Source organism: Rhodococcus sp. AC861 (assembly GCF_979256035.1).
The window spans coordinates 194,616-212,347 of sequence record NZ_CEEDMW010000001.1; the positions used below are offsets into that span (position 1 = coordinate 194,616).

The window sequence follows — 17,732 nt, forward strand, 5'->3', positions numbered from 1 at the left end:
AGAAAGAACCCGGTACCCATGCGTACATCCAGGACCGTCGCCGCAGCCGCTCTGGCCGCCGCGTCACTCTCCACGTTCGTGCTCGCCGGCTGCTCGTCCGATTCGGGCGGCGGCGGTGACAAGAAGCTGGCCTTCATCCAGGGCGTCAGCGGCGACGAGTTCTACATCAGCATGCAGTGCGGCATCCAGGACGCCGCCGAGGCCGCCGGATACACCGTCGACGTGCAGGGTCCGGCGAAGTTCGACCCCACGCTGCAGAAGCCGATCGTCGACTCCGTCGTCGCCTCCCGTCCGGCGGCCATCCTCATCGCCCCGACCGACGTGTCCGCCATGCAGGCGCCGCTCGATGCCGCGGCGCAGGCAGGGATCAAGGTCGTCCTCGTCGACACGACCCTCGAGGACCCGTCCAAGGCCGTGTCGGCGATCTCGTCGGACAACGTCGGCGGCGGCGCCGAGGCGTTCAAGGCCATCGAGCAGCTGAACCCGCAGGGCGGCAAGGTCATCGTCATCTCGACCGACCCGGGTGTCTCCACCACCGACGCCCGCGTCAAGGGCTTCGAGGACGCCGCCGCGGAGAACTCGAGCTTCCAGTACCTCGGCGTGCAGTACAGCCACAACGACCCGGCAGAAGCCGCCCGTCTGATCTCCGCGGCCATCGCCAAGGATCCCGACATCGTCGGTGTCTTCGCGACCAACACGTTCGCGGCGGAGGGCACGGCCACCGGTGTCCGTCAGACCGGCAAGCAGGACCAGGTCAAGATCGTCGGGTTCGACGCCGGCCCCGCTCAGGTGAAGCAGCTCCGCGAGGGCACCGTGCAGGCGCTCATCGCTCAGCAGCCCGCGACCATCGGCACCGACGGAGTGGAGCAGGCCGTCGCCTCACTCGAGGACAAGGCCACCGAGAAGGACATCTCGACCGGCTTCCACGTCATCACCGCGGACACCATCGACGGTGACGGCGCGCAGTACGTCTACAAGTCGGCCTGCTGACCCGACACGTCCCCTCAGCTGCGGTGGTGCTCCCGATGAGTCGCCGGTTTTCTTCCGGCACCCGGGAGTGCCACCGCTTTCCACTCTCCCCCTTCGAAAGTTGTCGTGCGACGTGACTGTCTCCATCAGCGACGCAGTGTCGTCGCCGCCGGCCGGCACTGCCGTTCCTCGGTACGACCGCACCGGTGACTGCGGCATCGTGCACTTCGGTGTCGGAGCCTTCCATCGCGCCCACGAAGCCATGTACGTGGACCGGCTGCTCGCCGCAGGCCACCACGGATGGTCGATCTGCGGTGTGGGTGTGATGGCGGCGGATGCGGCGCAGCGGGACGCATCCGTGAGCCAGGACCACCTCTACACGCTGACGACGGTGGACCCCGACGGCAGCGTCGACACGCGAATCATCGGCTCGATCTCTCGGTACCTGTTCGCCCCGGACGACCCCGACGCGGTGATCGACGTCCTGGTGGCGCCGACGACTCACATCGTGTCGCTGACCATCACGGAGTCGGGCTACGGCATCGACGACGCGACCGGAGCCTTCGATCCGCGCGACGCGGCGACTCTGCACGATCTGGCCTCCCTCGACATCCCCGAGAGCGTGTTCGGCTTCCTCACGGTCGCACTGCGTCGCCGACGCGACGACGGCACGGCTCCCTTCACGGTGATGTCGTGCGACAACATCGTCGGCAACGGCGCCGTGGCGAGGGCTGCTCTGGTGTCCTTCGCTCGTCGCCATGACGCCGAACTCGCGGACTGGATCGACGACTCGGTGGCGTTCCCGAGCTCGATGGTCGACCGCATCACTCCTGCCACGTCACCTGCGGTGGCGGAGTCGGTGCGTCGTCGCACGGGTATCGACGATGCGTGGCCGGTGCGATCGGAGTCCTTCGCGCAGTGGGTCCTCGAGGACGACTTCTCGGACGGTCGGCCACCGTTCGACGCGGTCGGTGTGCAGGTGGTTCCCGACGTGGTGCCGTACGAGCGCATGAAGCTGCGGCTGCTCAACGCCTCGCATCAGATGCTCGGCTACGTCGGCATTCTCGCCGGCGTGGTCCACGTCCACGAGGTGATGCAGGATCCCGACCTCGGAGCGTTCGTCGAGTCCTTCATGCGACACGAGTCGCGGCCCACGGTCGGAGAGGTACCGGGCGTCGATCTCGACGAGTACATCGACGAGCTCGTCCGCCGATTCGGCTCGCTCGCCGTCCAGGACACGGTGGCGCGGCAGGTCGTGGACGCGACGTCCCGCATCCCGAAGTTCGTTCTCCCCGTCGTGCGGGACAGGCTGCGGGACGACCGGTCGATCGATCATGCAGCCTTGATGCTCGCGGCGTGGTGCGCATGCATCGAAGGGGGAGTGGCGCTGCCCGACCGGGCGGCGGATCAGCTCTGCGCACTGGCGAGGGCCGACCACGACAGCCCCGGCGCATTCCTGGCCCAACCCGACGTCTTCGGGGACCTGACGACGAGCGTGCGGCTTCGCGTGGCGTACCAGCGCGCGAAGCGTCGCCTCCAGGACAACGGCCCGATAGGGGCGGTCCGGCTGCTGGTGGCCTCCTCGGTCTGACGACGGACCCACGACCTCGTCGTCTCGAAGGACTGCACTTCCGGTCCTGCATCGGGACGTCGCCTCTGTGCCGACCTCGAGCGGACGTGATAGAACTATGCATAACGAGGTTCTGTACCTCGCAACGGCTCGTGCACCACGCCTCGATCACCGGCCATGCACCTCACTCGGGTCGACGCGCGTGCTCGCAGTGCTCGGTCGTTCCTCGACGGAAGGCGTCACATGTCCAGCGAAGTACGCAGTGAATTCGCCCCGCACGGTCCCAGCGTCGACGCGCTGATCGCGTTGGCGAGTACCCCGGGCGTGGAATCTTATCTCGCACCCGAGGACATCGACTACAGGTCGTGGAATCACGTGGGTGACCCGTTGTGCGAGGCACTGATTCACGTGATGCGCGAACGCAAACTGATGGGTGGCGACATCTATGCGAACGCCAGAGAACTCGAACGAGAGGGCAATTCGGAGGCTGTCGCCTTCTTTGCCGACGTCGAGGCCGTTCCGAGCTGGCTCGATGTCGATTCCCTCAGGGTGGGTGCGCGGATGGGACGCCGCAATCCGCTGGGCATGTTGTTCGGGATCCACGGGGCCTTGCCCATGACCTACCTGGATCCGGCCACCGCGGAAGTGATGTCGTCGACCGGTCGCCTGGCCGGCGGAGGCGACTTCCGACGCCGTTTCTGGGAGACGGCAACCGGTTTCGTCGGAGCACTCGACGTGGACGGGATGTTGCCGGGTGGTGATCGGTGGATCATGTGGGTACGAATCAGGTTCATGCACACCATGATCCGGCTGGGAATCCACCGCAGCGCGAGGTGGCCCCGATACGAATCGGGAACGCCGATCAGTCAGATGGCCACTGCCGGTGCGACGTACATCTTCGGGCAGTACCGGGTCAACATCATGGAGTATTTCGGGGGAAAGGTGACCCCCGACGAACGCGACGGCTTCGCGCTGATGTGGCGCTGGGTGTCGCGCATCGAGGGTGCGAACAATCAACTGCTCGGGCGAGACCACGCCGAGGAGATGGCGATCCAGATGCGGATCCACGAGACGCTGCTCGGTGAGAGTGACAAGATGAAGACCTTGATGCGCGACGTCGTCGACGGCACAGCGTCGATGGCCGCTTTCGGGAAGTCGACATGGTTGAACCATGCGGTGGCGCGGCAGGTTCTGAAGCCGTCCATGATCGCCACGCACCCCGGTGGCGATGCTCGGGACGCGTTGGGCCTCGAGGCACGGCCCACGGCGGAGGCGGTGGTGCGACTGGGGGCGGGCGCGATACGAGCAGTGAGTTCGGTGACGAGGCTTCCGGGAGTGCGCCGTATCGCCGAAGAGGGCGGTTTCCGGCTGTTGGAGAGCTCGCTGGAACGCGGACTCGACGGCGTCCGAGCCGACTATCGCGGAACGGCGGTGGCGGGACGACCGACCGACGAGTGACGACGTCGTCGATGTCCGGTCCGAGAGTCAGGCCGACGCTGTGTCGTACGGCGACGGCTTGTTCTGCCGCGCCCACGTCTTCTCCGCGTCCGAGAACGGCGGCGGTGGTGTCATGCCGTCGATCATCCAGCTCTTGAAGAGTCCTTCCACAACCGCTGTCTCCCAGCGCAGCCCACGATCGTCGACGAACGGTCGGATGATCCCGGCGAAGCTCTCTCGCATCAACGAATACAGGTCGTCCTCGGTCATCGTCGTGCCGAGCTTCTCGGACAGCTCGTCCATGTTGCGGGCGACATGAACCACCTCGATCAGGACGAAATCGTCTGTCGGTTCACCCCCGAGGAAGAAGTTCTCGGGATCGAATTCATGGAAGACGACGCTGGTGTAGAACTTCGGCAACCCGACGACGTCCAGGTAGAACGACGTGATGCTGTCGGCGAACGCCTTCTTGTCGTCGGCGGTGTACACATTCTTCGCGGTCCTGATGTTCCAGAGCGGCATGCTTTCTCCTGTGGGTCGGTTCGATTCCAAGGTTCGACTCGCACACCGAACTCGCCCGCCCCCTCGCGGGCGAGTTCGGTGGTTGTCGATCCTCCGGGCTGATCTCGCCGTGGTGCGTATTCTCAGCTGTCGGCTGTCACGCTCGAGTCCACGAGTTCGATGCGTACCGGGACATTCTTGTGCCACGGATTTCCGAAGAACTTGTCACGTCGCGTGACCGTGGTCAGCGTGTTGAGCGGCACCCCGACCACGGTGTCTCCGTTCTCTCCCGGGTAGGAGACACCCATGCCGTTGGGCAACGACACGTGTCCGGGTTGCATCATGTCGCTGATCTCCACCGTCGTTGTCGCGATGCCCGTCTCGGTGATCAGACGCACGACATCACCTGTATCGACAGCGAGATCAGCGGCGTCCTGCGGGCTCATGCGCAACGCCCCATCTTTGTCGCGTCGACGCCACTCGGGGTCGCGAATGATGACGTTCGCAGTGAATGCCCGTCGCTCACCCGCCGACAGGATGAACGGAAACTCCTCGCTGGTGTAGCACGGTTCCTCGGCGTCGAGCAGGCGTAGCTCGTCCATGAGCTCCGGGATCGCGACGTGGATCTTCTTGTCCTCGTGGCGAATGTAGGACCAGGCGTCGGAGTAGCGATCCTCGGTGAAGATCACGCCCTCGCGGCGATCACGGATCGCTTCGAACAGCTTTTCGCCCTGTCCTTCACCGTCGTGGGTGAACCCAGCCCGCCGTACCGCGTCGGGCTGTGCAATGGCTGCGAGATGGGCAAAACTCCAGACGAGTGATTGTGCCTCGTCTCCCGGAGCGAATGTTGCGCCCAATGTGCGGTAGACGAGGTACGGCACGATTCCGGCGAGTTCGGGCTTCTGCTCGATCGTCGAGAACAGCGCGAGGCTGTAGGCGGATCGACCCACCCGCGCGGACGCCGTCAACGACGCGATGATGCCCGGATCCACGAGGTCGAGCCTGTCCATCAGAGCGGCGTAGATCTCCGGCTCCGATCGGGTGCCCGGCATCGGCGGCATCAAGGGGTGACGCATCTGAAAGGTGTTGTGCGGGAAGTGCAAAGTGAACAGTGACGCCTCGTACTTCTCGAACTGACTGGCTGCTGGCAGCACGTAGTCCGCAGCCCTGGCGGTCTCGGTCAGGGCGACATCGATGACGACGGTGAGGTCGAGGCTGCGCATCGCCTGCCGGAAGCGCTCCGAATCGGCCAACGAATGCAAGGGATTCGACGATTCGATGAACATCGCACGAAACCGATCCGGGTGATCGGTCAGAATCTCGTCCGCGATGGAGTTGGCCGGGATCAAGCCGGCCATGATGCGCGCGCCGGTCACCGGGGTCACTCCGGCATCACGGTCCACGTTGCCGGCGAGTCGTGCTATCGGATCGGCCGCTGCCACCGACACCGACGGGAAGAAGAAGTGCAACGCGGATCGGGCAACGTTCTCGGCCACCTTCCCGGAGGTCGCATGCCCGTCGAGGCGAGAGAAGACCGCGCGCATCGCGGCAGCGCCGTGACGCATCGACTGGAGTCCGACAGCGCGTCGCGCCCCGGAGAACCGCACCGGCTCGTCCCGTTCGATGGGGAACCACGGCCCTGCGAGCGGAAAGATCCACGAGTGGATGTGCATGCCGCCGGGCTTGGCGAAGTTGCCGGTCAACACCCAGAGCATCTTCTGCAGATAAGAGCATACGGTGCTGTTGGGGGACTGCTGGATACCCAGATCCTCGTACGTGGCGACACTCTTCGCTCGCGCGATGCGGCGGGCGGCTGCACGAATGTCGTCCTCGGGCACACCGCATCGTCGGGCGTAGTCGGTGATGTCGATGTCGCGGAACAGCTGCAGAACTTCGTCGACCCCGACCGCATGGGTGTTCAGCCACTCCGACGCGATCAGGTTTTCCTGTACGAGGGTGGCGTCGAGGGCGCCGAGACACCAGACGTCGGTCCCGGGCTTGATCTGCAGGTGATGGTCCGCCATCGCTGCGGTCTCGCTCTTCCGGGGATCGATCACGATGATCGCCCGGTCGGGGTCGCGCGCCAATTCCTTCAAGGTGGGTCGGGCCCGGGCCATGCCGTGCGACTGCCACGGGTTCTTGCCGATGAACACGGCAACTTCGGAGTTCTCGAAGTCGCCCGCCGTGTGGGCGCCGTACAGGTGCTTGTCGACGTACGCTTCGCTGGTCTTCTCCTGGCCGAGGGCGTTCGACATGTACTTGCCGCCCACGCCGTTGAACAGCGCGCGGCCGTATCCGCCACCGAGGTGGTTGCCCTGACCACCGCCACCGTAGAAGAAGATTCGCTCACCGCCGTGTTCGTCCCGCACGGCAGCCAGTCGAGCGGCGATCTCGTCGAGGGCTGTGTCCCAACTGATCTCCTCGAACGTGCCGTCGGGACGTCGGCGCAGCGGGCTGTCGATCCGGTGGGCGCCGTTCTGATAGCGATCGAGACGTAGCGGCTTCTCGCAGCTGTATCCCTGTGAGTTGGGATGGTCCTTGTCGCCTCGGATCTTGGTCAGCGCCCGGCCCTCGAGCAGTACCTCGATGCCACAATTGCACTCGCACAGAATGCATGCGGTCTTCTGCCAGTCGGCTGGTGTCGCGTCCTGCGTCATGTCGGTGATCCCTTCGCGTCGTGTGAGCGATCGTACATAACAAAGTCATGTACGGGGGGATCCGATCGGAGGTCCGACCGACTAGACGTGCGGACGATGGGTACGATGACCAGATGCATAACCTCATTATAAATTCGCGTCCCCTCCGAGTCGCCATCGTGGGAGCGGGGCCGGCCGGGATCTATGCGGCGGACGCGCTGATGAAGTCCGACACGGCCTCGGAGCGTGGCGTGTCGATCGATCTGTTCGAGCGGATGCCCGCGCCGTTCGGATTGATTCGCTACGGCGTGGCACCGGATCACCCGCGCATCAAGGGCATCATCACCGCCCTGCACAAGGTCCTCGACAAGCCGCAGGTCCGACTGCTGGGCAACGTCGACTTCGGCACCGACATCACCGTGGATGATCTCCGGTCGCTGTACGACGCGGTGATTTTCTCCACCGGTGCCACCGAGGACCGCGCGATGGACGTCCCCGGCATCGATCTCGACGGCTCCTTCGGTGCCGCGCAGTTCGTGGCCTGGTACGACGGACACCCCGACTTCTCTCGTACCTGGCCTCTGGAGGCGGAGAAGGTTGCCGTCATCGGCGTCGGCAATGTGGCGTTGGACGTCGCGCGGGTGCTCGCCAAGACCGCCGACGAGCTGCTGCCCACGGAGATCCCGCCGAACGTCTACGACGGGCTCGCGGCCAACAGAGCCGTCGAGGTGCACGTGTTCGGGCGTCGCGGCCCGGCCCAGGCCAAGTTCACGCCGCTCGAGTTGAAAGAGCTGGACCACTCCCCGACGATCGAGGTGATCGTCGACCCCGAGGACATCGAGTACGACGAGGGGTCCGCGGTCGCGCGACGCGCCTCCAAGATCACCGATCAGGTTGCCACGATCATCGAGAACTACGCGATCCGCGAACCCGGTGACCGTCCGCACAAGCTGTTTCTGCACTTCTTCGAATCACCCGTGGAGATCCTCGGCGCCGACGGCAAGGTCATCGGTCTGCGCACCGAACGCACCCGACTGGACGGGAGCGGCAACGTGACGCCAACCGGTGCGTTCACCGACTGGGAGGTCGGTGCGGTCTATCGCGCGGTCGGGTATCTGTCGGACGATCTGCCGGGGATCCCGTTCGACACCCGGGCCGGTGTCATCCCCAACGAGGCCGGACGCATCGTCGACGAGGGCACCCACCTGGCCGGGCTCTATACGACGGGCTGGGTCAAGCGGGGACCCATCGGCCTGATCGGGCACACCAAGGGCGACGCCAACGAGACCGTCGAGTGCATTCTCGACGACATGAGGGCCGAGTCGCTGAACACCCCGGCCACGCCGCAGGAATCCGCCGTTCTCGAGCTCCTGGAATCGCGCGACGTGCAGTTCACGACCTGGGACGGCTGGTATCGACTGGACGAACACGAACGCTCACTGGGCCGGGTCGAGGGCCGCGAACGCATCAAGGTCGTCGAGCGTGACGACATGCTCGCCGCCGCCGAACCCGACAAAGTTTCCGCCCGCCGACGTTCGTGACGGACAACCACGCCGGATGCGCGCTAGGGCTGCGACTGCTGCCGTCGCTTCCACCATCGCACGGCTTGCTTCGCGCCGGCCTCTGACAGATCGCGCGGGTATCCCATCCCGACGAAGTGGTTGACAGCCATCGGTTCCAAAATGGTGGCCACGGGGTCTGTGAAATCTGCGAATTGCCCGCTGATTTCCAGCGTGACGAAGCCGTGGACGAGACTCCACAGTTCTGCCGCCATCTGCTCTCCCGCGATCGGCGACACCCCCGTGCGAGCCAATTTCTCGCAGGTGGCGGCCAGGACGGCATAGGCGGGACCGAACCCGTCGGTGGACATCCGATTCGTCGAAGCGACGTATCGGTACGTGCCCCGAGTGGAGAGGCCGAACATCATGTCGTAGAGGTGGGCGTTGCGTTGGGCAACATCGCGGGTGCTCAGTGCCATTGCGAACAACTGTGCGCCCGGGTTCATTCGTGCCGCTGATGCTGCGAGCAATGCAGCACGAAGGTTGGCGTATCCGCGGATGACGACCTCTTGCAACAGTTCCTGCAAACCGCCGAAGTGGTGATAGATGGTGATCGTCGAGACGCCGGCGCGATCGGTGATCGTCCGCACCTTCAACTCGCTCGGACCGGCATCGGCCAGCAACTCCATCGCCGAGCGGATGAGCCGCTCGCGGACGGGTTCGTCGTCGACGCTCCCGACGAGGGGCGTGTGAGCGGATGCCATGAGTCGATCGTTTCACATCGGGACGGGACACCCGGCTGACGGCACAGGGGACCGCTTCGGGGTGCACGGCAGGCAGCGTCTGCTATAACTTCATTATGTCTCTCACCCGCCCACTCTCCACTAGCGCCGTCAACAAGACGGCCGTCCTCGCGACGCTCTGTCTAGCGGTATTCGTTGTCAACGTGTCCACGACCGTCATCAACATCGCTCTGCCCACGCTGGTCAGGGAGCTGGGGGCCAGCACCCGGGACCTGCTCTGGATCGTCGACGCGTTCAATCTTGCGTTCGCCGCGCTGGTGCTGGCGGGTGGATCGCTCAGCGATCGATTCGGTCGTCGTCGGCTCCTGCTGCTCGGACTCATCATCTTCGTCGCGGCATCCGCAGGCGGAGCGCTCAGCGGCAGCCCCGGCGTACTCGTCGCCTGGCGCACACTCGCCGGTGTCGCCGCTGCACTGGTTTATCCGGTAACGCTGTCGATCCTCGCCAACGTGTTCACCGATCGGACCGAACGGGTGAAAGCTCTCGGGTTGTGGGGAGCGGCCACCGGCCTTGCGGTGGCCACCGGTCCGGTCGTCGGTGGTGCCCTGATCGAGCACTTCTGGTGGGGATCGATTCTCGTCTTCAACGGCATCGCTGCGGCGGTCACGCTGTTCTTCGCCGCGCGCTTCATCCCCGAGTCGCGCGACCCCGCTACGCCGCCGCTCGACTACGTCGGCCTCGTACTGTCGACCGTCGCACTCGGCACGCTCGTGTACTCGATCATCGAGGCACCCGACCGCGGATGGGGCTCGCCACCTACCGTGATCGGCTTCGTGGTGGCTGCGGTGGTGTCGACTGTGTTCGTCATCCACGAGATCCGGAGCGACCATCCCATGCTCGATGTCAGGTTGTTCGCGAACATGCGGTTCACCGCCGCAAGTGGAGCGGTCACCGGCGGATTCTTCGCCCTGTTCGGCTTCATCTTCCTGGTCACCCAGTACTTCCAGTTCGTGCGCGGGTACGGCGCTCTGGAGACCGGCGTCCGAATCCTGCCGGTCGCGGGCTCGATCGCGGTGGCAGCGCTCGTCGGGCCTCGGATCGCCGTCGCAATCGGCACGAAAGTGGTCGTCGCCTTCGGATTGTTCTCTCTCAGCGTCGCATTCGTGTGGGCGTCGACTCTCTCTGCCGACGCCGACTACTGGGTCATCCTGCTTCAGATGCTCCTGTTGGGTGGCGGCATCGGACTGACCGGCACGCCGGCAACCGAAGCGATCATGGGTGTGGTGTCACCGGACAAGGCCGGCATGGGGTCGGCGGTCAACGACGCCACGCGTGAGCTCGGCGGTACCCTCGGCGTCGCGGTGATCGGATCGGTCGCACTGTCCGCGTATCGCGATCATCTCGATGTCGGATCCTTTCCCGAGCCGCTGCGGGAGCCCGCGAGCGAATCGGTCGGCGCGGCACTCTTCGCTGCCGACAGGGCGGCGGAACTGTTCGGTCAGGCCGGTGCCGATGTAGGCGCACGACTGACAGAGGTCGCAAGGGTGGGCTTCGTCGACGGAATGTCGCTCGGATGCATGGTCGCGGGAGGCGTGACTGCCGCTGCTGCCGTTCTCACCCTCATTTTTCTGCCTGCCCATCCCGTCGCGCACGATGACATCGATGCCGAACTAACCGGTCCGGATGACGCGACGGAGAGCACGGTCGCTCGGGGCAGCGCTCGCTGAACCGCTGCGCAGAAGCACGAAAGCCCCGACCAGGTTTCCCCGGTCGGGGCTTTCTTTCGTGTCTCAACCACGAGTCGGGGTGGCGGGATTCGAACCCACGACCTCTTCGTCCCGAACGAAGCGCGCTACCAAGCTGCGCCACACCCCGTGATCGAACACCGCCCTTTCAGGCAGCCGTTCGACTCTATCGCACCACTGCTTCGGAACGCGAAACGCCCAGCTCAGGAGCCGTGCGATCCGGCCTGTCCGCGGGAATCAGCGTGATCAACGTGGCCTCCGGGCGGCAGCAGAACCGGTACGGCGCATACGGCGACGTGCCCAGACCGGCGGAGACGTGCAGGCGGGTGTGCTCGCCCCATCGCGACGGACCCTTCACACGTGAGCGGTCGAGTTCGCAGTTGGTCACGAGCGCTCCGTAGAACGGAACGCACAGCTGGCCGCCGTGCGTGTGCCCGGCGAGGACGAGGTCGTATCCGTCGGCGGCGAACTTGTCCAGGACTCGGGGTTCCGGCGAATGCGTCAGACCGATGCTGACGTCGGCGACCGGGTTCGGTGCGCCGGCAACCGTGTCGTACCGGTCCCGCTTCAGATGTGGATCGTCCACTCCGGCCGTGGCGATCCGTACCCCGGACACCTCGAGTTCGCGGCGCACGTGTGTCACGTCGAGCCACCCGCGCTCGGTGAACGCGGCCCGCAGATCCTGCCAGGGCAGGGGGTCGCCGAAGACCTTCTTGTGGTTCTTCCGGAAGTACTTCAACGGGTTCTTCGGGACCGGCGCGAAATAGTCGTTCGACCCGAAGACGAACAGACCCGGCCGCCCGAGCAATGCCCCGAGCGACTGGACGACCGCGGGAACCGACTTCTGGTGGGACAGGTTGTCCCCGGTGTTCACCACCAGATCGGGCTCCAGACGATCGAGCTCACGGATCCAGTTCTGCTTCAGCTTCTGGTTCGGCATCATGTGGAGATCGCTGATGTGCAGCACGCGCAGCGACGATGTGCCCGGTGCGAGAACCGGCAACGTCGTCTCGCGGAGCGCGAACGCGTTCCGCTCGATCGTCGTGGCGTACGTCAGGCCCAGGGCGGCAGATCCCGCGGCGAGTGCGGCGACACCACCCGGAGTCGCAAGAGCGCGGGCAGTGGATCCGAGTGCCGACCGTGAGGTCAGCGAGCGCGAATTCACCGTGATGCGAGGCGATGCTGATGTACCGGACACCTCTTCGACAGTACCGTTTCGTGCATGGCCGAGAACTGTGACATGGAAAAGCGTTTGCGAACCGACCTCACGACATCGATGAAGGCGAAGGACAAGCTCCGCACGGCAACTCTGCGGATGTTGCTGGCAGCAGTACAGACCGAGAAGGTCTCGGGCAAGGAAGCGCACGAGCTCACCGACGACGACGTGCTGCGCGTGCTGGCGAAGGAGTCGAAGAAGCGCGGCGAGTCGGCCGAGATCTACACCCAGAACGGACGCGGCGAACTCGCGGCGACCGAGCACGCCGAGGCGCAGATCATCGACGAGTACCTGCCCACTCCGCTGACCGACGCGGAACTGGCCGATGTCGCCGACACGGCGATCGCCCAGGTGGCCGAGGAACTCGGTGAACGCCCGGCGATGCGTCAGATGGGCCAGGTCATGAAAGCCGCCACGGCGATCGCCGCGGGCAAGGCCGACGGCTCCCGTATCTCGGCAGCCGTCAAGGCCCGTCTCTGACCTGATCTACCTCTAGCGCGGCGGCGCTGTCAGCCCGGGGATCGCCGGAATGGTGACCCCGGGTGGCAGTGCCGGCAGCTGGATACCGGGTGCGGGCGCAGCCGGTGCGGCGCGCACCGATCCGTCGCTGATGTACAGCGTGACCGTCGAGCCGGGAACGGCCGAACCCGACGGAGACGTACTGACCACCGTCCCGCGGCCGGCGGACGACGCGCTCGTCGCGATCTGCACCCGGAAGCCTGCGGCCTGGAGCTGCGACGTGGCCGAATTCTGGGTGAGTCCGGTGACGTCGGGAACTTGGCCGTTGGCGGACCCGCGGACGTACTTCTGATCCACCGCGGGCAGCGCGATGTCACCGAAGTTGGTCGCCACCGGATCCATCGCGTCGTACCAGGTCCGGGCAGGTTCGTTACCGCCGAAGAGGTTTCCCGACCCGCACGGGCGGAGCGGGAAGGAGCAGATCTCGCTCGGAGTGGGGGAGTCGCCGTACGTGTAGGCGGCCGCCGCGTACCGGTTGGTGTACCCGAGGAAGCCGGACGAGCGGTGCGACTCGGTCGTCCCCGTCTTGCCGGACATCGGCAGCGACCATCCGACCGACGACGCAGCCGACGCCGACGTGCCGCCGGGCTGATCGTCCTTGCTCATCGCGTTGGCGAGCGTGTTCGCCAGGCCCGGCTCGACGACCTGCTCGCATCCCTGCTCGGTGATGGGAATCTGCTTGCCGCTGCGATCGAAGACGCTGTCGATGGGCGTCGGCGGGCACCACTTTCCGCCCGAGGCGAGGGTCGCGGCCACGTTCGAGAGCTCGAGCGGGTTCACGTACGTCGGTCCCAGCGTGAAGGAACCGAGGTTCGCTTCCTTCTGGTAGTCCGCGAGGCTCTGGTCGGTTCCCTGGCCCGCGGTGCCCGGGAGTGTGTAGGACCGCAGTCCCAAGCGGACGGCCATGTCGACCGTGGGGGTGACGCCGACGGATTCGATGAGCTTGACGAAGGCAGTGTTGGGGGACTGGGCGAGTGCGTCGGTCACCGACAACGACTGCGGGTAGTTACCGGCGTTGGTGACGCAGTAGGTGGACGGAGGGCAGCCACGAGCGCCGCCGTCTCCGAGTCCCTTGACCTCGACGCGGCTGGGAACCTGCAGCACTGCCGAGGTCCCGAGGCCCTGTTCCATCGCCGCGGCGGTGGTGAAGATCTTGAAGATCGAGCCCGCGCCGCTGCCGACCAGCGAATACGGCTGGGGTTGGACGGTCTCGTTCGCGTCACCGTTCAATCCGTACCGACGCGAGGAGCCCATCGCGAGGATGCGGTGCGAGTCCTGTCCCGGCGCGATCACGTTCATGACCGTCGCGACACCGTCGAGGTTCGGGCTGCTGTTGCTGGTGAGCGAGGAGTTGGTGGAGTTCTGGACGGCCGGGTCCAGCGTGGTCTTGATCAGGTAGCCGCCCTTGTCCACCTGCTCCTTGCTGATGCCGGCGTCGGCCAGGTACTGCAACGCGTAGTCGCAGAAGAACCCGCGGTCACCGGCGGAGATGCACCCGCGGGGCAGCTGGTTCGGTTCGGGGAGAACGCCGAGAGGCTCGGCCTTGGCCGCCTGGATCTCGGAGGCGCGCTCGGGGATGTTCTGGATCATCGTGTCGAGAACCGTGTTCCGACGCTCGGTCACGCCCTCGACGTTCGTGTACGGGTTGAGCGCCGAGCTGGACTGCACCATGCCGGCGAGCATCGCGGCCTGCGTGAGGTTCAACTGGCTGGCGTCGATGCCGAAGTACGTCTGCGCGGCGTCCTGGATGCCGTAGGAGGAATTACCGAACGGCACCAGGTTCAGGTAGCGCGTGAGGATCTCGTCCTTGGTCAGACGCTTGTCCAGCGTCAGGGCCATGCGGATCTCGCGGATCTTGCGGGCGGGCGTGGTCTCGATGGCCGCCCGACGCTCGGCGTCCGTCTTGGCGACGACGAGCAGCTGGTAGTTCTTCACGTACTGCTGGTCCAGTGTCGATGCACCCTGCTGGACCTGACCGCTGGTGGTGTTGGTGAGGAACGCGCGCACCGTGCCCTGCCAGTCGACGCCCTCGTGCTCGGCGAAGCGCCGGTCCTCGATGGAGACGATGGCGAGCTTCATCTCGTTCGAGATGCGGTCGCTGGGTACTTCGAAGCGACGCTGCTCGTACAACCACGCAATGGGATTGCCTGCCGAGTCCACCATCGTCGAGACGGCCGGGACCGTTCCTTCGACCAGTTCGGCGGACACGTTGTCGACGGTGTCGGCTGCGCGGTTCGACGCGAAACCGAAGCCGCCGGCGAGCGGGAACATGACTCCGGCGAGCAAGGCGCCGGCCAGGGCGGAGCATCCCGCGAGTTTTGCGACTGTCTTGGCGATCGGCACGGTCTACAGAGTACGTGGCGAGGACCGACATGCCCGCTTCTCTTACACGGTGCTCGCCGATGTGACCCACTGACCAGGGAATATGTGATCGACCGCACGGGCGTACCAGAAAAGTGATCCCCCACCTTGCTTCGCTCGTGGGCTTTCCCCTACATTGATGGACATGATGTGATTCAGATAACAATCACATCGGTTAGTGGGGTGCTCCTCAGTTCGTTGTGCAGCGGGAGCTGTCACACACGGGGACGCCCGGAACGCCAGAAACACCGGTGTTCTCCGACGGTAAGGGGTCAACAATGCACACAGGAACGTCGAATGCCGCGCTCGACATCGGGGAAGCCGAAGCGCGCATCGCATGGGTATCGCAGGCTCGATGCCGAGGAGTAGACCCTGACCAACTGTTCGTGCGCGGTGCCGCGCAACGCAAAGCAGCGACGATCTGCCGTCACTGCCCGGTCCTGATGCAGTGCGGTGCGGATGCGCTGGACAACCGCGTCGAGTTCGGCGTCTGGGGCGGCATGACGGAGCGTCAGCGTCGAGCCCTCATCAAGCAGCATCCCGAGGTCGATTCCTGGTCGGAGTTCTTCGAGACCCAGAGGCATCACCAGTCGGCAGTCTGACCCGGCCGTCAGTTCTTCTTCGTGATCTCCCACCGTGATGTCCGATTCGCGGTGGGAGATTTGCGTAGGTCCGGTGTGAACACTCGATGAACCCCTGGCGTCGCGTCGAGGTCCGGACCCTCACAGCGGCGTGACGCTCGCTGTCAGCACGGCGGTGATCGCACCCGCCGGTGTCGACAGATTTCAGCTCGCTGCGATGTTGTTGTGAGGCAACAGGATCGGACCCTCCGGACATTCCGTGACGGCCGGTATTCTGCCTCCACGCTCCGCCCGGTCCTCTGACCTGGCCGAATGTCGACAGTCGCCGCTCCGACGCGCACTCTCCGCGACGATTTCCACACGACGACCCGACCGGTGCACGCGCTGTGGCTGCGGGCGCCGATGCGCTCCGATTCCGCCGTCGACCGACCCTCGCTGTCGGCCTCCCGTTCGCCCGGGCGTCGATTGACACCGGTCACGGCTCACCGTTGAATCCTGCTCGGCACATCGGCTTTCGATCCTCGTTCCTCGATCGGGTCGATACGCCATGCCGTGAATCCGACGATCGGCGCGGATTCGCTCCCCCTGCGAAAAGGACTCGACGGCCATGAAGATGAACAAGATTGCGGTTGTCGCCGCGATGACGATCGCGTCGTTGGGCGCAGCGTCCGCGACCGCATACGCAGACCCCGCCCCGCAGCCTGCTCCCGAGGTGCACTGGAACGCTGTCGCTGCCGGCACCAGCCTGCTCGTGACCACTGATTCCGGCACGCTGAGCAACGAGAACAACCACCTCGTGATCCGCGACGCGTCGGGTGTCATCGTCGACTCCGTGCCGCTCGCCCTGGCCGTCGACGGCCTGGCACACCCGGTGTCCGCTCAGGTCGAGGGCAACACCGCCACCCTCGCCGTCGATGCCGCAGCCCCGACCACGCCGGTCTACGACATTCCCGGCCTGAACCAGGTGGACCTTCCGGCTGCCGTCGCCGGCGTCAAGGACAACCTGAGCCTGACAGCGTCGATCGGCGGATTCCTCGGCGGTGCAACCGGTCTCGTGGGCGGATGCCTCCTCGGTGCCGCCGCTGCCGGCGTCGTGTCGGCTCCCGTAGCCCTGCTGTTCGGTGCCGGACCGATCGCCGGATGCATCGGCGGCGCGCTGCTGCTCGGTGCCGGTGGATCGCTCGCCGGAACCGCCATCGGCGGACTCGGCTCGGCAGTGGCCAACGCGCAGCAGTTCGTCACGCTGCTCGAAGCTCCGCCCGCAGTGAAGAAGTAGTCACCCCATGAGGCGACTGCTCACGACCGCTCTGGCGGTCTCCGCTGTCCTCGCCTCGCTCGCGCTCGGCGGTGGAGGCCATGCCTCCGCCGCCGAGCGCGTGGTGCTGGGTGGAGGCTCGGGAATCGTTCTGACGCAGGGTGATCAGCAAACCCTGTGCAGTCTGACCGTCATCGGCAGCGACAGCGAGAACCGGCTCGTCGGACTCACGGCGGGACACTGCGGTGACGTGGGAGACGCGGTCGCGGCGGAAGGCGATTCCGAATCCGTTGGCCGTATCACCACGGTTCTGCCCACCTACGACACGGCTGTCATCGAGTTCGACGCGGCGCGTGTCGCACCCGTCTCGATGGTCGGAAGCACCACGATCGCCGGTATCGGTGATCCCGCACGTCTCGCGGACACCGTCTGCAAGCAGGGACGTACGACCGGGTCGAGCTGCGGGTTCTCCTACGGTGATCTGCTCCACTCGCATCAGATCTTCGCGCAGATGTGTGTGAACTCGGGGGACTCCGGCGCCCCCGTCGTCCTCGGAACATTGTTGGTGGGCATGGTGAATGCCTACCTCGTAGCGCCGTGCGTCGGACCCGCGGTGATCACCGACATCGTGGCCGTTCTCGGTGAGATCGACCGTGTCGGTGGACCGGGCGCAGGTTTGCGTCCCGCGGCCTGACGAGCT

At 65.6% G+C, this 17,732-nt stretch carries 14 protein-coding genes and 1 tRNA gene; 9 read left to right on the plus strand and 6 right to left on the minus strand.

Going from position 1 to position 17,732, the window contains the following annotated elements:
- Window positions 1–18: 18 nt before the first annotated feature.
- The 3 genes from AC0IX4_RS00895 to AC0IX4_RS00905 all read left to right on the plus strand — a co-directional run bounded on the left by AC0IX4_RS00895 (window position 19) and on the right by AC0IX4_RS00905 (window position 3,997).
- Window positions 19–990, plus strand: a complete 972-nt coding sequence (locus AC0IX4_RS00895; protein ID WP_082043138.1) for an ABC transporter substrate-binding protein — start codon at window positions 19–21, stop codon at window positions 988–990.
- Between the two features lie 112 nt (window positions 991–1,102).
- On the plus strand, window positions 1,103–2,560 hold the full coding sequence (locus AC0IX4_RS00900; RefSeq protein WP_471827714.1) for a mannitol dehydrogenase family protein: 1,458 nt from the start codon (window positions 1,103–1,105) through the stop codon (window positions 2,558–2,560).
- A 222-nt stretch (window positions 2,561–2,782) separates the two neighbouring features.
- Window positions 2,783–3,997 carry an oxygenase MpaB family protein gene (locus AC0IX4_RS00905; RefSeq protein WP_471827715.1) on the plus strand — a complete coding sequence of 405 codons (1,215 nt, stop codon included), beginning with the start codon at window positions 2,783–2,785 and terminating at the stop codon, window positions 3,995–3,997.
- A gap of 27 nt (window positions 3,998–4,024) precedes the next feature.
- Here the strand turns inward: AC0IX4_RS00905 and AC0IX4_RS00910 are convergent, their stop codons facing one another.
- Both AC0IX4_RS00910 and AC0IX4_RS00915 read right to left on the minus strand, forming a co-directional pair.
- Window positions 4,025–4,498 (minus strand): tautomerase family protein, encoded by a 474-nt coding sequence (locus tag AC0IX4_RS00910; RefSeq protein WP_042575297.1) that lies wholly within the window; start codon window positions 4,496–4,498, stop codon window positions 4,025–4,027.
- Between the two features lie 122 nt (window positions 4,499–4,620).
- Window positions 4,621–7,134, minus strand: coding sequence for a molybdopterin-dependent oxidoreductase (locus AC0IX4_RS00915; RefSeq protein WP_042575296.1), 2,514 nt, complete (start codon window positions 7,132–7,134; stop codon window positions 4,621–4,623).
- 113 nt (window positions 7,135–7,247) lie between these two features.
- On the opposite strand from AC0IX4_RS00915, the gene AC0IX4_RS00920 reads away from it, so the two are divergent.
- Window positions 7,248–8,654, plus strand: coding sequence for an FAD-dependent oxidoreductase (locus AC0IX4_RS00920; protein WP_042575295.1), 1,407 nt, complete (start codon window positions 7,248–7,250; stop codon window positions 8,652–8,654).
- A gap of 23 nt (window positions 8,655–8,677) precedes the next feature.
- Here AC0IX4_RS00920 and AC0IX4_RS00925 read toward each other — a convergent pair whose 3' ends face one another.
- On the minus strand, window positions 8,678–9,376 hold the full coding sequence (locus AC0IX4_RS00925; protein WP_042575294.1) for a TetR/AcrR family transcriptional regulator: 699 nt from the start codon (window positions 9,374–9,376) through the stop codon (window positions 8,678–8,680).
- A 95-nt stretch (window positions 9,377–9,471) separates the two neighbouring features.
- On the opposite strand from AC0IX4_RS00925, the gene AC0IX4_RS00930 reads away from it, so the two are divergent.
- A complete protein-coding gene (locus AC0IX4_RS00930) occupies window positions 9,472–11,082 on the plus strand; it encodes an MFS transporter (RefSeq protein WP_471827716.1) in 1,611 nt (536 codons plus the stop codon).
- Window positions 11,083–11,156: 74 nt separating this feature from the next.
- Here the strand turns inward: AC0IX4_RS00930 and AC0IX4_RS00935 are convergent.
- A tRNA-Pro gene (locus tag AC0IX4_RS00935) sits at window positions 11,157–11,230 on the minus strand.
- Window positions 11,231–11,266: 36 nt separating this feature from the next.
- The gene (locus AC0IX4_RS00940; RefSeq protein ID WP_235579549.1) at window positions 11,267–12,163 is read right to left on the minus strand and encodes a metallophosphoesterase; all 897 of its coding nucleotides are present in this window, start codon (window positions 12,161–12,163) and stop codon (window positions 11,267–11,269) included.
- A 177-nt stretch (window positions 12,164–12,340) separates the two neighbouring features.
- Here AC0IX4_RS00940 and AC0IX4_RS00945 point away from each other — a divergent pair, with 177 nt between their 5' ends.
- Window positions 12,341–12,796: a GatB/YqeY domain-containing protein gene (locus AC0IX4_RS00945; RefSeq protein WP_442971130.1), complete on the plus strand. Its 456-nt coding sequence runs from the start codon at window positions 12,341–12,343 to the stop codon at window positions 12,794–12,796.
- Window positions 12,797–12,808: 12 nt separating this feature from the next.
- On the opposite strand, the gene AC0IX4_RS00950 is transcribed toward AC0IX4_RS00945, so the two are convergent.
- Window positions 12,809–15,178, minus strand: coding sequence for a penicillin-binding protein (locus tag AC0IX4_RS00950; protein ID WP_197074799.1), 2,370 nt, complete (start codon window positions 15,176–15,178; stop codon window positions 12,809–12,811).
- Window positions 15,179–15,474: 296 nt separating this feature from the next.
- On the opposite strand from AC0IX4_RS00950, the gene AC0IX4_RS00955 reads away from it, so the two are divergent.
- The 3 genes from AC0IX4_RS00955 to AC0IX4_RS00965 all read left to right on the plus strand — a co-directional run bounded on the left by AC0IX4_RS00955 (window position 15,475) and on the right by AC0IX4_RS00965 (window position 17,726).
- The gene (locus AC0IX4_RS00955; RefSeq protein WP_042575723.1) at window positions 15,475–15,798 is read left to right on the plus strand and encodes a WhiB family transcriptional regulator; all 324 of its coding nucleotides are present in this window, start codon (window positions 15,475–15,477) and stop codon (window positions 15,796–15,798) included.
- Window positions 15,799–16,384: 586 nt separating this feature from the next.
- Window positions 16,385–17,053 carry a DUF8020 domain-containing protein gene (locus AC0IX4_RS00960; RefSeq protein ID WP_471827717.1) on the plus strand — a complete coding sequence of 223 codons (669 nt, stop codon included), beginning with the start codon at window positions 16,385–16,387 and terminating at the stop codon, window positions 17,051–17,053.
- 7 nt (window positions 17,054–17,060) lie between these two features.
- Window positions 17,061–17,726 carry a chymotrypsin family serine protease gene (locus AC0IX4_RS00965; protein WP_471827718.1) on the plus strand — a complete coding sequence of 222 codons (666 nt, stop codon included), beginning with the start codon at window positions 17,061–17,063 and terminating at the stop codon, window positions 17,724–17,726.
- Window positions 17,727–17,732 lie beyond the last annotated feature (6 nt).

Bases quoted from the DNA above. Each gene is read 5' to 3' on its own strand.
- AC0IX4_RS00960 (WP_471827717.1), top strand. From the start codon at position 16,385: ATGAAGATGAACAAGATTGCGGTTGTCGCCGCGATGACGATCGCGTCG.
- AC0IX4_RS00910 (WP_042575297.1), bottom strand. From the start codon at position 4,498: ATGCCGCTCTGGAACATCAGGACCGCGAAGAATGTGTACACCGCCGAC.
- AC0IX4_RS00915 (WP_042575296.1), bottom strand. From the start codon at position 7,134: ATGACGCAGGACGCGACACCAGCCGACTGGCAGAAGACCGCATGCATT.
- AC0IX4_RS00920 (WP_042575295.1), top strand. From the start codon at position 7,248: ATGCATAACCTCATTATAAATTCGCGTCCCCTCCGAGTCGCCATCGTG.
- AC0IX4_RS00895 (WP_082043138.1), top strand. From the start codon at position 19: ATGCGTACATCCAGGACCGTCGCCGCAGCCGCTCTGGCCGCCGCGTCA.
- AC0IX4_RS00945 (WP_442971130.1), top strand. From the start codon at position 12,341: ATGGAAAAGCGTTTGCGAACCGACCTCACGACATCGATGAAGGCGAAG.
- AC0IX4_RS00955 (WP_042575723.1), top strand. From the start codon at position 15,475: ATGCACACAGGAACGTCGAATGCCGCGCTCGACATCGGGGAAGCCGAA.
- AC0IX4_RS00930 (WP_471827716.1), top strand. From the start codon at position 9,472: ATGTCTCTCACCCGCCCACTCTCCACTAGCGCCGTCAACAAGACGGCC.
- AC0IX4_RS00965 (WP_471827718.1), top strand. From the start codon at position 17,061: ATGAGGCGACTGCTCACGACCGCTCTGGCGGTCTCCGCTGTCCTCGCC.
- AC0IX4_RS00925 (WP_042575294.1), bottom strand. From the start codon at position 9,376: ATGGCATCCGCTCACACGCCCCTCGTCGGGAGCGTCGACGACGAACCC.
- AC0IX4_RS00905 (WP_471827715.1), top strand. From the start codon at position 2,783: ATGTCCAGCGAAGTACGCAGTGAATTCGCCCCGCACGGTCCCAGCGTC.